Source organism: Amycolatopsis sp. NPDC006131 (assembly GCF_040614175.1).
GTDB lineage: Bacteria > Actinomycetota > Actinomycetes > Mycobacteriales > Pseudonocardiaceae > Amycolatopsis_E > Amycolatopsis_E tucumanensis.
In genome coordinates, this window is record NZ_JBEXTX010000157.1 from 1 (window position 1) to 13,668 (window position 13,668).

Consider the following 13,668-nt stretch of genomic DNA (forward strand, 5'->3'; position numbering starts at 1 on the left):
CCGGCGGCCGCCGCGCTCAGGCCGCGGCCACCTGCGCGAATCGCCGGGTGACGCGGGCGTCCGTGGACACCACGGGCGACTCCGTGCGCACCCAGCCGTCGCCGCCGAAGTAGCGCCGCACGATCTGCTCCGCCGTGCGGGTCGCCACGGCCTGGCTGGTCAGCGTCGGGTTGGGGCCGCCCAGCGCGTTGGCCAGCGCGGAGTTGTCGGCGACGAACAGGCGCCGCACCCAGCGGGCCTCGGCCGCGTCGTCCAGCACCGAGTCGCGTTCGGACGGTCCCATCCGCATCGACGAGTGGACGTGCAGGATCAGCGGCGGCCAGTCGATCCGGAACACCTTCCGCGCCCCGGCCGCGCGGACCACCTCGACCGCCTTGCGCGCCAGGAACTCCCGGTTCGCCACCGTGCGCGCCGAGCGCGCCCGCTGCCGCACCTCGACCTTCGCCACCGGCCCGTGCTCGTCCGCGGGCAGCGCCGACAACGTCGCCCGGTTGTGCGGCTCGACGTCGTCGTCGGTCATCACCAGGATGTTGAACAACCGGTCCGCGCCGTGGGTCAGCACCTCCTTGAGCTCCTCGCCCATCAGCCGCCCGGTGGGGCCGTCCCACGGGCCGGTGAAACCGCGCCCGTTGCCGTACTGCCCGCGGATCCCGCTGTCGGAGAAGGTGAGCGCGAACTGCTGGATCGCCGGCGGCAGCCCGACGTTCATGATGCCGCCGCGGCCGGGGAAGTCCGCCCGCGCCGCCGACGCCGCGCCCTTGGTCGACCCGGTGTAGTCGTCGAACAGGCCGATCACCCAGTCGAAGTAGTGGTCGGTGTAGCCGCGGCCGACCCAGTCGTTGGGGTTGGGCAGCCCGCTGTTGAACCACAGCCGCGGGTTCTCGGTGCAGCCAGCGGACAGCACCACCACCCGGGCGTCCTCGGTGTGCTCCTCGCCCGTGGTGACCGAGCGCCACGACACGCCGGTCGCGACCGTCTCGCCGCCGCGCTGCTCGGACCGGATGCGCGTGACGAACGCGTCGGTGACCAGCGAGACCGGCTTGCCGTGCGGCGACCACGCGTCGGCGGTCAGCGCCATCGGCATGTAGGAGTTGTCCGCGCTCCGCTTGGCCGCCATGGTGCGCGGTGCGCCCGCCGGGTGTTTGCAGCCCTGGAAGCAGTAGCCGCAGAAGGTGCAGCCGGTGGCCAGCGGCCACTGCACGCGCGGGTCGTCGTGCCCGCTGAACCGGCCCGCGGTGCCGCCGGGCGGCAGGATCGCGTTCTCCTGCGGCCGGTAGGAGTCGCCGGTCGTGGTCTTCGTGGTCTGCAGCGCCATGCCGAGCTTCTCGCAGCCGCGGAAGAACACCGACTCCTTGGTGCCCATCGCCGCGGTGTGCACCGGCAGGGTGGCCTCGACCCATTCGTAGTAGGGCACCAGGTCGGCGTAGGTGAACGGGAACAGGTGCGCGGTGTCGTAGGCCCCGGCGTCGCGGCCGTCGTAGCCGGCGAACACGCCCGGGTAGGCGCGCGGCGAGTTGCCGAAGTAGTGCTGCGTGGTGCCGCCGACCCCGGCCAGCTGCCACAGCAGCGAGTTCTGCGGGGTCTCGCGGAACCACGCCGGCCGGGTGCGGTCCGCCGGCCCGAACCGCATGAAGCCGGTGAGCGGGTTGTTCGCGTCGTTCTCGTAGTGGGTCCAGTCGGTCTCCGGGTCGGCGTACCCGCCCGCTTCGAGGACGAGCACGTCCAGGCCGCGGCCGGCCAGTTCCTTGGCGACCACTGAGCCGCCCGCCCCGGCGCCGATGACGATGACGTCACGCATCAGACGTTCTCCACCTTCGTGCGGCCCTGGTAGTACCCGAGGAAGTCGTCCCAGCCGTGCACCACGCCGTGCGGCTGGTAGCCGGACAGCTGCCAGCCGACCGGGCGGGCGCTGATCGTCTTCGTGGCCCGGTCGAACACCGCCCACTCGCAGCTGCTGCCGTAGGAGGCGAACTCCAGCACCGCGCCGGCCACGAACCGCAGGACGCCGGACACCGAGGCGCGGAGCGGCTCGGGCAGGTTCGCGTCCAGCAGCGCGACGAGGCCGGGGTGCGGGCCTTCGAGCTGTTCGAAGACGCGGCACTTGTCGGCGTAGGACAGCCGCGCGAACGGGGAGAGGAACGCGCCGCCGAGCGCGAGCGGGTTCACCTCGGTGGCGACCAGGTTCAGCAGCATCGCGATCACCGAGGACAGCGGCAGGGTGTCGTCGTTCTCCAGCAGCGTGCGCAGGGCCGCGTCCAGGGTCCGCACGCTGCTGAGCGGCAGGTCCAGCAGCGTGGACGGCAGTGGTGTGCCGGACAGCCCGGTGGCGAGGCTCTGCGTGAGCGGCGTGGCGAGCTGGTCCGGGAACGGGACGTACTCGTCGAGCGCCTTGATCAGGAAGTCGGTGGCCCTGGCCTCCAGCGCGCCCGGTTCGGTGCGTGGCGTGCCCTGGGCGCGGGAGTAGGCGTCCGGGCCGGGGCAGGTCATCACGACCAGGCCGTTGAGGGTGTCGCGCGCGAGTTCGGCGAGCACCGGGCGGAGGGCGGCGACCACGTCGGTCAGGCCCGCGGCGCGGACCGGTCGCGGTGCGGCCGTGGCCGTCCCGGGGAGCAGGCTCCCGGCGGCGACCGCGGCGCCCAGCACCCCGATCCTGGCCAGGAAGGCCCGGCGGCCGACGTCGTTGTCAGCGTGTGGCATCGATGTTCTCCTGTGGTGGGCGGCGCGTGCCCGGCGGCGGTGCCGGGATTGCGCCGGATGGCGCAATCCTCGGTGAACCGTTCACCGCAGCCCATGTCCCCGGCGACAACTCACCACCGCGGGGTTTTGTGGCGGGGGACAAAGCGGGCGCATTTAAGCTGCCGGGGTGCCAACGGACAACTCGGGCATCGACGCCCTGGTCACCGCACTGCTCGGCGAGCTCGACGACCTCGCCGACGCGGTTTCCGAACGCATCCGCCGCGAGGTCGTGCTCTACCAGGCCGGGGATCCGGTGCCCGCCGGGTCGCTTCGGCAGTCGGTGCGGGACAACGCCGAGCTGATCCTGCGGCAGTTCGTCAGCGAGCACGCGCCCGACCTGTCCGCGCCGTGGGCCACCGGACGCGAGCGCGCCCAGCAGGGTGCCCCGTTGCCGGAGGTGGTGCGGGCCTACCGCGTCGGGTTCGCGCACCTGTGGGACGCGCTGGTGGCCAAGGCGCGGGCGTCCGAGGTGGACGACCGGGTTCTGGTCGACTTCGCGGCGACGGTGTGGCGGCTGGTCGGGACCTACACCGACGCGATGGCCGACGCCTACCGGGACACCGCGTCGCAGATCATGCTGGAACGCGAGCACGAGCGGTCGATGCTGGTGGAGGCGCTGTTCACCGGTGTGCTCGGCAGCCAGGACACCCTGTGGGAGGCCGCGCAGACGCTGGGACTGCCGGTCGAGGGCTGCTTCGTGGTCGTGGCCGCCGAGAACCCGGAGCTGGGAAAACGCTCTCTGGTCGGCATCGAGCCGCGGCTGCGGGCGGGCGGGATCCGTTCGGCGTGGCGGCTCTCGCCCGAGGAGCACATCGGCGTGCTGGCGCTGCCGTACCCCTCGCTGGGGGAGCGGCTGCCGGACCTGCTGCGCGGCCGGGCCACCGCGCGGATCGGGCTCAGCCCCGCCTACCCGCACCTGCGGGAAACCCCGCGGGCGCTGCGGCTCGCGCGGCTGGCGCTGGGCACCCTGCCGCCCGGGCGGGCCGACGTCGCGCCCTGGGACGACGCGCCGGTGGCCGTGCTGATCGCCGCCGCGCCCGGGGAGGCCGAGCGGGTCGCGAGCACGGTGTTCGGCCCGCTGCTGGACCTGCCGCCCGCCGACCGGAAGGTGCTGGTCGACACCCTCGACGCGTGGTTCGCCTGCGCCGGGTCCGCCGCGGAGGCGGGCAAGCGGCTCTACTGCCACGCCAACACCGTGCGCTACCGGTTGCGGCGGGTCGAGGAGCTGACCGGCCGCGGGCTGGGCGATCCGAAGGCGGTCGCCGAACTGGCGACGGCGCTGCAGGTCGTGCGGCTGCTGCCGGTGCGCGGCTGACGCTACGGTCGGGTGATGACCGATGACGCAGGCTCGCGTCCCGCGGCGTGGCGGGACGGGTGGACCGAGGGGCCGGACCCGCTGTTCGGCGAGCCCGGGCAGCACGCCGGGGACTACCGGACCCTGACCTACGAGGTGACCGGGCGGATCGCCCGGATCACGTTCGACCGGCCGGAGCGGGGCAACGCGATCACCGCCGACACCCCGTTCGAACTGGCCGCCGCGGTGGAACGCGCCGACCTCGACCCGCGCGTGCACGTGATCCTGGTTTCCGGGCGGGGCAAGGGTTTCTGCGGCGGCTACGACCTGTCGATCTTCGCCGAGCAGGGTGCGGCGCCGGAAGGCCAGGACCGCGCCGGGACCGTGCTGGACGCGGCGGCGCAGGCACGCAACCACGACCCGTCCCGGCAGTGGGACCCGATGGCCGACTACGCGCTGATGAGCCGGTTCAACCGCGGCTACGCCAGCCTGCTGCACGCGAACAAGCCGACGGTGGCGAAGCTGCACGGGTTCTGCGTGGCGGGCGGCACCGACATCGCGCTGCACTGCGACCTGATCGTGACCGCCGACGACACCCGGATCGGCTACCCGCCCACCCGCGTGTGGGGCGTGCCCGCGACCGGCCTGTGGGCCCACCGGCTCGGCGACCAGCGCGCGAAGCGGCTGCTCTTCACCGGCGACCTGATCACCGGGCGGCAGGCCGCCGAGTGGGGGCTGGCCGTGGAGTCCGCGCCGGCGGACCGGCTGGACGAGGTGACCGAGGCGCTGGTGGCCAGGATCGCGCTGCTGCCGGTGAACCAGCTGATGATGGTGAAACTGGCGTTGAACAGCGCGCTGACCACGCAGGGCATCCACAACTCGGCGATGATCAGCACCGTGTTCGATGGGATCTCCCGGCACACCCGGCAGGGTTACGCCTTCCAGGAGCGGGCGCGGACGGAGGGTTTCCGCGCGGCGGTGCGGGAGCGGGACGAGCCGTTCGGGGATCAGAAGCGGGGGTGATCGGCGTTGCGTGCCGTCGCCGCGGGCCGGGTGCGGGGTCAGGAGCGCCGGTGACCGGGCTGGGTTGCGCGCCGGTCTTTCACGGCGAGCCAGGCGACGGCGACGGTGTCGCCCTCCGGGAGGCCCACCGCGACGTCGCCCGGACGCGGCTCGCCCGCGACCCACAACCGCCGCCGCCGCAGGAGCTCGGCCGCGACGTCCGGCGGACAGTGCTCGATGTGGAAGCGACCGCGCAGCCCGTCCGGGAGCACCACCCACCCGGACACCGGCCCGCCGTCGACCTCGGTGGCCATGGTCGCGGCGGTGATCGAGGTCCACGGCCCGGCCGCGAGCAGCCGCACCACGTGCGCGACGCGTGCCCGCCAGAGCGCCGTGGCCGCGACGGCGAGCAGGACCGGCACCGCCAGCACCTACGGCAGGGCCCCGCCGATCAGGACGGCCGCGGCGCCTTCGAGCGCAACCCCCGCGGCGACGACGGCCGCGAACGCGACCGTGCGCAGGCGCAGACGCCGCATCACCGAGGACCGGGGCAATGAGCACAGGGTGAGGGTCGCGCGGGCGAACTCGTCACCACCGGGAAGTCCGGCCAGGACCTTCCCCGGAGCGGCCGAGGTGACGTGGAGTGGCAGCGCGCTCGATCTCCCTGATAAGCGGTTCGCGGATCGGCGAGCAGCCGGAGCGTGCGCACGGCCCGTCCCCACCGCACCACGAGGACCACCACCAAGCCCACCGCGAGAGCGGCCCCGAACGCGGCGTACAGCACGTCCGTCCCGTGTGGCGGGTGGTCGGTCAGTCCGATGAGGACGGCGACCACACCGAGCAGCACGAACGGAAGGGGGTTTCGCCGCCACGCTGATGCGGTGTTCGGTGGGTGCCGGCCTGAGACATGGGTTAGTGGAAGTCGCGCTCGTGGGTGCGGGCGAGCCGCAACCGGCTGACCGTCGCCGGTCAGACCTCGGCCGACTCCGCCTTTCGCGACTTGGTCTTCGCCGGCCGGGTGCGTGGCCCGAAGATCGCCAGCACGACCGCGCCCACCATCCAGGTCCCCGCGATGAACAGGAACACCGCCTGGTACCCGCTGCCGGTGTACAGCGACGACACGATCAGCGGCCCCGCCGCGTTCGACAGCCGTCCCAGGCCGTACGACACGCCCGTGCCCAGGGAGCGGCCGCGGGTGTCGAACAGCTCCGGCGAGTACGCGTACCCGAGTGCGGTGTAGCCGCGCTCGAACAGGTTCACCAGGAACCCGAACACGACGATCAGCAGCGGGTTGAACGTCAGCCCGTAGCACAGCCCGCACAGCGCGATGACCGTGCCGAACACCACCAGGCACCACTTGCGCTCGAACCGGTCGGTGACCAGGGCGGCCAGGTACGACCCGAGCGGCGCGCCGACCGTCGTGAGCGCCACGTAGAACACCGACTTCTCGACGCTGAACCCCTCCTTGGCCAGCAGCGTCGGCGCCCAGCTCGAATACCCGAAGAACCCGATCGTCTGGGTCACCCACAGGACGGTCAGCAGCAGCGTCGGCATCAGGTACTTCTTGCGCAGCAGCAACCGCAGCGGCGCCTTGGCCACCGGGGCCTCCTCGACCGGCGGCGCCGGCTCCGGCAGCGGGCCCTTCTCCGCGGCGACCTGCGCCTCGATCTCCCGCAGCACCGCGTCGGCCTTCACGTGGTCGCCGCGGCTTTCGTACCAGCGCGGCGATTCCTTGAGGTGCCGCGTGAACAGCACCAGCAGCACCCCGAGCGCGCCCCACAGGTACACCAGCCGCCAGGACCAGTCGTTGATCGGCACCACGGCGCTCGCGATCAGGTTGGTCACCGGCGTGCCGCAGATGCCGATCACGATCGCGTAGGCCTGGTACTTGCCGCGGTTCGCCGCCGGGTACAGCTCGTTGACGTAGATGACCGCGACGACCGTCATCGCCGACAGCCCCGCCGAGGTCAGGACGCGGAACACGCCCAGCGACACGATGTCCCAGGAGAACACGGCCGCGAACGAGAACACGCCGAACCACACAGTGGTCAGCAGCAGCGCGTTCTTGCGGCCCCACCGGTCGGCGATCGTGCTCGCCACGATCGACCCGAAGAACATGCCCACGAACGACAGCGAGGTCACGTACGCGACCTGGTCGACGGTCACGCCCCACAGCTTGATCAGCTTGGGTGCGGTGGTCGCGAAGCTGTTGATGTCGGCGAACTCGAAGAAGTAGGCGAACGCGACCGCGAACAGGGTCATCTTGTGGAACCGGCCGATCGGCAGCCGGTTCAACCGGTTCAGCGCGTTGGCGTGCTGCATTGCATGCCTTTCCGGGGAAGGGGGAGGCTCAGGCGGTTTCGCCGGGCCAGTACAGGCGCATCGGGTTGTCGACGAGCAGTTTCCGTTGCAGCGCGGGGGTTTCCGCGATCCGCGGGACGTAGTCGACGAGCAGGCCGTCGTCGGGCATGTGATCGGTGAGGTTGGGGTGCGGCCAGTCCGTGCCCCACAGCACGCGGTCCTCGAACTCGGTCACCACGCGGCGGGCGAAGGGCACCACGTCGGTGTAGGCGTGGCGTTCGCCGTGCAGCGCCGGGGGACCGGACACGCTCAGGCGCTCCGGGCAGCTCACCTTCACCCACACGTCGTTGCGCTCGACGAACCGCAGAAACCGGCCGAACTCCGGGCCGTCCACGGGTTTTCGCACGTCGGGCCGTCCCATGTGGTCGACCACGAGCGGCGCGGGCAGCGACCCGAAGAAGCCCGCCAGCTCGGGCAGGTCGGCGGCCTCGAAGTAGAGCACCACGTGCCAGCCCAGCGGTGCGATCTTCCTGGCGATCGTGCTCAGCGCCTCGTGCGGCGCGGCGTCCACGAGCCGTCGCACGAAGTTGAACCGCACGCCCCGCACGCCCGCCGCGTCCAGCTCGCGCAGCTCGGCCTCGCTGACCTCCGGCCGGACGGTCGCGACCCCGCGCGCCCGCCCGCCCGAGGCACGCACGGCGTCGACCATCGCGGAGTTGTCCGCGCCGTGGCAGGTGGCCTGCACGATGACGTTGCGGCTGACGCCGAGGTGGTCGCGCAGCGCGAACAGCTGCTCCTTGCTCGCGTCGCAGGGCGTGTACTTGCGCTCCGGCGCGAACGGGAACTCCGCCTGCGGGCCGAACACGTGGCAGTGCGCGTCCACGGTGCCCGGCGGCAGCCGGAAGCGCGGGGTGGACGGGTCGGCGTGCCAGTCGAGCCAGCCCGGGGTCTTGGGCGCGGTCACCGGCCCTGGCCCTTCAGCAGCGCGTCCAGCCGGGGGTAGACCCGGCGGGCGTTGTGCTCCCGGATGGCGGCCCAGTCCTCTTCGGACAGCTTCGCGGCTTCGGCGTAGCGCCGGGTGTCGTCGAAGTGGTGGCCGGTGCGCGGGTCGACGCTGCGCACCGCGCCGATCATCTCCGAGGCGAACAGGATGTTGCGTGCCGGGACGACCTCGAAGAGCAGGTCCGACCCCGGCTGGTGGTAGACGCAGGTGTCGAAGAAGACGTTGTTCAGCACGTGCTCCTCCAGCTCCGGCTTGCCCAGCGCCATCGCCAGGCCGCGGAACCGGCCCCAGTGGTAGGGCACCGCGCCGCCGCCGTGCGGGATGACCAGCCGCAGGTCCGGGAAGTCGCGGAACAGGTCGCCCTGCACGAGCTGCATGAACGCGGTGGTGTCGGCGTTGAGGTAGTGGGCGCCGGTGGTGTGGAAGGCGGGGTTCACGCTCGTGCTCACGTGCACCATGGCCGGGATGTCGTACTCGGCCATCTTCTCGTAGACCGGGTACCAGGAGCGGTCGGTCAGCGGCGGGGCGGTCCAGTGACCGCCGCTCGGGTCGGGGTTGAGGTTCAGCGCGACGGCGCCGTACTCCTCGACGCAACGGGTGAGCTCCGGAATGCAGGTCGCCGGGTCGACGCCCGGGGACTGGGGGAGCATCGCGGCCGGCACGAACCGCTCCGGGTAGAGGGTGCTGACGCGGTAGCACAGCTCGTTGCAGATCGCGGCCCACTCGGCGGAGGTCTCGAACCCGCCGATGTGGTGGGCCATGAACGACGCGCGCGGGGAGAAGATCGTGACGTCGATGCCGCGCTCGTCCATCAGCCGCAGCTGGTTGGGCTCGATCGTCTCCCGCAGCTCGTCGTCGCTGATCCGGAGGCCGGCGCGGGCCGGCGCGGGGCCGGAGCCGTCCAGCGCGGCGATCTGCTGGTCGCGCCACGCCGCGAGGGCAGGCGGGGCGGTCGTGTAGTGGCCGTGGCAGTCGATGATCAAGGTCGTTCCTCGCACGTCGTCGTTCGCTGCCCCGTACCCTAACCGTCGACGAAATTGTTCACAATCTCTTCGTCAAAATTGGTGCGACGAGCTTGTCTCTTGCGGAGTGAGCCGAGTCTGGGCTACAGTCCGCTTGATCTCCCGGATGCCGGCCCAGCCGCCCGCGGGATCGTCCTTCCTTCCTCTGCGACCCCCTCTCCCCGCGAACCGCGAGTCCGGGTCGTCCCGTTCCGGCGCTTTCCGCGCCGTCTTCCCTTTTTGGAGCACCACCATGCCCAGTCATGGCATTCTCGACATCCACGGCAAGACCGCCACCCTCGGCGGCACCACTGTCCCCTTCGGACTCGTTCGCGCGCACGGCCTCCGGCGCGGTGACGAGATCCTGCTGGAGGGCCAGGAACTGATTTCGGTCAACGGCGCCGATCCCGGCGTCCGGCGTCCGGAGTTCGACCGGCTCACCCCGGTCCACCCGGACGAGCGGCTCGTGCTGGAAACCGGCCGCCACCAGCTCACCACCCGCGTGCTCGACCTCGCCGCGCCGATCGGCAAGGGGCAGCGCGCGCTCATCGTCGCGCCGCCGCGCACCGGGAAAACCTCTGTCCTGCAAGCGATCGCGCACGCCGTCGCCACCAACCACCCGGACGTGCACCTGATGGTGCTGCTGGCCGACGAGCGGCCGGAGGAGGTCACGGACATCCGCCGCTCCGTGCGCGGCGAGGTGATCGCGTCCACCTTCGACCGCGCGCCGGCCGAGCACACCGCCGTCGCCGAACTGGCTCTGGAACGTGCGAAACGCCTGGTGGAGACCGGGCGCGACGTCGTGCTGCTGCTCGACTCGCTGACCCGCCTCGGCCGGGCGTACAACCTGGCCGGACGGGCCTCCGGGCGCATCCTGTCCGGCGGTGTCGACGCGGGCGCGCTGAACCCGATGAAGAAGATCCTCGGCGCCGCCCGCAACGTCGAGGACGGCGGCTCGCTCACGATCATCGCCACGGCGCTGGTTGGCACCGGTTCCCTTGCGGACACGGTGTTCTTCGAGGAACTCAAGAGCACTGGCAACGCCGAGCTCCGGCTCGACCGCGCCCTCGCCGACCACCGCGTCTACCCGGCGATCGACCTGTTCGCGTCCGGCACCCGTCGCGACGAGCTCCTGCTGTCGCCCGCGGAACTGACGGTGATGACGGAGGTCCGGCGCGCGCTGGCCGGCCAGGATCCGCGGCGCGCCACCGAACAGTTCCTGGAGCAGCTCCGCACGACGCGGTCGAACGCGGAGTTCGTCGCGCGGGTGTCGGCGACCCTGCGCACGCCCGCGGCGGCCTGAGCGCGCCGGAAATGGGAGGAACTCCGGCGGGCCCGCCCGCTACGCTCCCGGCCGTGAGCGCACTGTTCTGTGATTTCCCGCTGGCCGAGCGCATCGAACGCGCCGAAGCGCGGCGGATGGCCGAAGCCACCGAGAAAGCGCGGAAGCGGCCCGGTTCGGCCGCGTTCGTGCTGCCCGTCGCCGGGGGAGTGGCGACCTTCGCCGAGGCCGGGTCGCCGTTGAACAAGGTCGCCGGCCTCGGGTTCGGCGGCGTGCCGGACGCGGAGACCCTGGCGGGCGTCGAAAAGGCCTTCGCCGCGGTGGGGAGCCCGGTGCAGGTCGAGCTCGCGCACCTCGTCGATCCCGGGATCGGGGCGGCGCTCACCGCACGCGGGTACCGGCTGGAGTCCTTCGAGAACGTGCTGGGCCGCGACCTCCGCGGCGCCGCGGACCGGGTCCTGCCGGAGGGTGTGGAGATCCGGCCGAGCGGCGACGACGACTTCGCCGCCTGGCTCGATGTCGCGGCGGACGGCTTCGGCCACCCGGACGACCAGGATCCGCCGTCGGACCACCAATTCTCGCGCGAGGTCCTCACGCGGGCGATGCGCGACCTGTCCGAGGGGAACGTGCGTCGGTACGTGGCGCTGTGCGACGGGGTCGTCGCCGGTGTCGCCAGCATGTGCGTGGTGGACGGCCTGGCCCAGTTCACCGGGGCCGCGACCCGGCCCGGCTACCGGCGGCGGGGCGTGCAGACCGCGCTGTTGTCCGCCCGGCTCGCCGACGCGGCCGGGGCGGGCTGTGACTTCGCCGTCGTGACGACCCAGCCGGCGTCCCGGTCACAGCACAACGCCCAGCGGCAGGGGTTCGAGCTGCTGTACACCCGCGCGGTGCTGGGTACAATCTTCACAAACTTGTGAAGTGTCTGAAGGAGAGCGATGCCCGGGGTGCGGTTCACCGAAGAGCAATCCACCAATCTGGCCACCCTCTACGGGCGGGCCCTCGACGCGGGCTCGGCGAACCCGCTGCTCGGCGACACCGCCGCGGCGGAGGCGCTGGAGCGCATCGACTACGACTTCGGCAAGTTCGGGATGAACCGGAACCTGACCCTGTCCGTGGCCGCCCGGGCGAAGGTGTTCGACGACCTGCTGCGCGACTTCCTGCGCTCGCACCCGCGCGCGACCGTGCTGCACCTGGGCGCGGGCATGGACAGCCGGGTGTTCCGGCTGGACCCGGGCCCGGAGGTGGCGTGGTTCGACATCGACTACCCGGACGTTATCGCGCTGCGCGAGCAGGTGTACCCGGCCGGTCGGCCGGGGTACCGGACGATCGGCTCGTCGGTCACCGACACGCGCTGGCTGGCGGAGGTGCCGGCGGACCGCCCCGCGGCGATCGTCGCGGAGGGGCTGACGATGTACCTCGACCCGGACGAGGGCAGGGCCATGTTCCGGGCGATCGTGAACCACCTGCCCACGGGCGAAGCGATCTTCGACGCGTTCAGCCCGCTCGGCATCCGGCTGCAGAAGCTGAACCCGGTGGTGCGGCGGTCGGGCGCCCGGCTGCGCTGGGGAATCGCCGACCCACGCGAGCTGGAGGCGACGGGCTTGGAGCTGGCGCAGGTGCTCTACGCGCCGGAAATGGCCGCGCCGATGCGGGACCGGGCTTCCCTGACGGTGCGGGCGCAGCTCGCCGTCCTCGAACGGATCCGCCTCTTCCGCGAGATGGGCAGGCTGCTGCGTTACCGCTTTTGAGCGGTGAGCAACCAGACGTCCGGACGAGACCGTCGAGGTGGTGCACCTCGTCCTGGGCGCGTTCGGGTGAACGAGCCTGTTGCGAGACCGCGTTCTCCGCTCTCGAATTGCTGTGACCTGCATGACATGGGTCATCGCGAAGTTGTGCTCGCTAGCCAGCGTTTCCCTCGTCACTGCCGATGAACTGGGCCTGCGGCGTTCCCTCGGTCAGGGTCCGTCGGGACTGTGGGCATGGTCCATCGAACCACGGCCCGATCCGCGCGAACCGGACACCGGCCGACCCCCTCCCGCACGAAGGTGGACCCTAACTTGATTTGTTCCAGACAAGTGCTCTAGGGTCTGCCGCGTGACGTCGGAGGACTTCGAGGCGCAGCTGCGGGCTGTCTCGTTGCGTGTGACCCGGCCCCGCCTGGCGGTGCTGTCCGCGCTGCGCGACCACCCGCACGTCGACACCGAGAAGGTGATCGAGCTGGTGCGCGCCGACCTCCCGACCGTCTCGCACCAGGCCGTCTACGACGTCCTGCGCGCACTCACCGACGCCGGCCTGATCCGGCGCATCCAGCCGGCCGGCGCGAACGCCCGCTACGAGTCCCGGGTGGGCGACAACCACCACCACGTCGTCTGCCGCTCCTGCGGTGCGATCGCCGACGTCGACTGCACCGTCGGCCACGCCCCCTGTCTCACCGCCTCGGACGACCACGGCTTCGTGATCGACCAGGCGGAGGTCGTCTTTTGGGGCGTGTGCCCCGACTGCTCGGCCGCCGCAGTTCCCAACGAAACCGCCAGCTCGGAAGGCAAGTAGATGAGCGACACCCAGGACAACACCCCCTCGAGCGCGCAGGGGGTGGACAAGAAGGCGGCGGCCGGGTGCCCGGTCGCGCACGACTCGGTGACCTCGCACGGCAGCGAGAGCGAGAACCCGGCCATCGACTCGCCGACCCCGAAGTCGAGCGGGCGTCCGCGGACCAACCGCGACTGGTGGCCCAACCAGCTCGACCTGTCGGTGCTGCACGCCCACGACTCCAAGAGCAACCCGCTGGGCAAGGACTTCAACTACGCCAAGGAGTTCGCCAAGCTCGACGTCGACGCCCTCAAGCGCGACATCGAGGAGGTGCTCACCACCTCGCAGGACTGGTGGCCCGCCGACTTCGGCCACTACGGCGGCCTGATGATCCGCATGAGCTGGCACTCCGCGGGCACCTACCGCATCCACGACGGCCGCGGCGGCGCCGGTGACGGCGCGCAGCGCTTCGCCCCGCTGAACAGCTGGCCGGACAACGCCAGGCGTGGGAGACCGTGAT

At 71.8% G+C, this 13,668-nt stretch carries 13 protein-coding genes and 1 pseudogene; 7 read left to right on the forward strand and 7 right to left on the reverse strand.

What is annotated here, in order from left to right:
- Positions 1-16 precede the first annotated feature (16 nt).
- Positions 17-1,798, reverse strand: coding sequence for a GMC family oxidoreductase (locus ABZ215_RS40530; RefSeq protein WP_354956032.1), 1,782 nt, complete (start codon positions 1,796-1,798; stop codon positions 17-19).
- A complete protein-coding gene (locus ABZ215_RS40535) occupies positions 1,798-2,697 on the reverse strand; it encodes a hypothetical protein (protein WP_354956034.1) in 900 nt (299 codons plus the stop codon). Before ABZ215_RS40535 ends, ABZ215_RS40530 begins: the two co-directional genes overlap by 1 nt.
- 166 nt (positions 2,698-2,863) lie before the next feature.
- Between ABZ215_RS40535 and ABZ215_RS40540 the strand changes: the two genes are divergently transcribed.
- Both ABZ215_RS40540 and ABZ215_RS40545 read left to right on the forward strand, forming a co-directional pair.
- Positions 2,864-4,051: a helix-turn-helix domain-containing protein gene (locus tag ABZ215_RS40540; RefSeq protein WP_237335040.1), complete on the forward strand. Its 1,188-nt coding sequence runs from the start codon at positions 2,864-2,866 to the stop codon at positions 4,049-4,051.
- A gap of 15 nt (positions 4,052-4,066) precedes the next feature.
- Entirely contained in the window at positions 4,067-5,053 is a 987-nt protein-coding gene (locus ABZ215_RS40545; RefSeq protein WP_354956036.1) for a crotonase/enoyl-CoA hydratase family protein, read from the forward strand.
- Positions 5,054-5,091: 38 nt separating this feature from the next.
- Here ABZ215_RS40545 and ABZ215_RS40550 read toward each other — a convergent pair whose 3' ends face one another.
- From ABZ215_RS40550 to ABZ215_RS40570, 5 genes are all read right to left on the reverse strand, one after another.
- Entirely contained in the window at positions 5,092-5,454 is a 363-nt protein-coding gene (locus tag ABZ215_RS40550) for a hypothetical protein (protein ID WP_354956038.1), read from the reverse strand.
- Between the two features lie 9 nt (positions 5,455-5,463).
- Entirely contained in the window at positions 5,464-5,586 is a 123-nt protein-coding gene (locus ABZ215_RS40555) for a hypothetical protein (RefSeq protein WP_354956040.1), read from the reverse strand.
- A 415-nt stretch (positions 5,587-6,001) separates the two neighbouring features.
- Complete coding sequence (locus ABZ215_RS40560) at positions 6,002-7,354, reverse strand: MFS transporter (RefSeq protein WP_354956042.1); 1,353 nt, start codon at positions 7,352-7,354, stop codon at positions 6,002-6,004.
- Positions 7,355-7,382: 28 nt separating this feature from the next.
- Positions 7,383-8,297 carry an amidohydrolase family protein gene (locus tag ABZ215_RS40565; RefSeq protein WP_354956044.1) on the reverse strand — a complete coding sequence of 305 codons (915 nt, stop codon included), beginning with the start codon at positions 8,295-8,297 and terminating at the stop codon, positions 7,383-7,385.
- The gene (locus tag ABZ215_RS40570; RefSeq protein WP_354956046.1) at positions 8,294-9,334 is read right to left on the reverse strand and encodes an amidohydrolase family protein; all 1,041 of its coding nucleotides are present in this window, start codon (positions 9,332-9,334) and stop codon (positions 8,294-8,296) included. The genes ABZ215_RS40565 and ABZ215_RS40570 overlap by 4 nt, the downstream gene beginning before the upstream one ends.
- 256 nt (positions 9,335-9,590) lie before the next feature.
- Between ABZ215_RS40570 and rho the strand changes: the two genes are divergently transcribed.
- The 5 genes and pseudogenes from rho to ABZ215_RS40595 all read left to right on the forward strand — a co-directional run.
- Entirely contained in the window at positions 9,591-10,640 is a 1,050-nt protein-coding gene (rho, locus tag ABZ215_RS40575) for a transcription termination factor Rho (protein WP_354956048.1), read from the forward strand.
- 53 nt (positions 10,641-10,693) lie between these two features.
- Positions 10,694-11,536: a GNAT family N-acetyltransferase gene (locus ABZ215_RS40580; RefSeq protein WP_237335035.1), complete on the forward strand. Its 843-nt coding sequence runs from the start codon at positions 10,694-10,696 to the stop codon at positions 11,534-11,536.
- Positions 11,537-11,554: 18 nt separating this feature from the next.
- On the forward strand, positions 11,555-12,367 hold the full coding sequence (locus ABZ215_RS40585) for a class I SAM-dependent methyltransferase (RefSeq protein WP_354956050.1): 813 nt from the start codon (positions 11,555-11,557) through the stop codon (positions 12,365-12,367).
- A gap of 346 nt (positions 12,368-12,713) precedes the next feature.
- On the forward strand, positions 12,714-13,169 hold the full coding sequence (locus ABZ215_RS40590; protein ID WP_020419158.1) for a Fur family transcriptional regulator: 456 nt from the start codon (positions 12,714-12,716) through the stop codon (positions 13,167-13,169).
- A pseudogene (locus ABZ215_RS40595) lies at positions 13,170-13,649 on the forward strand (catalase-peroxidase); the annotation flags it as partial.
- Positions 13,650-13,668: the final 19 nt, after the last annotated feature.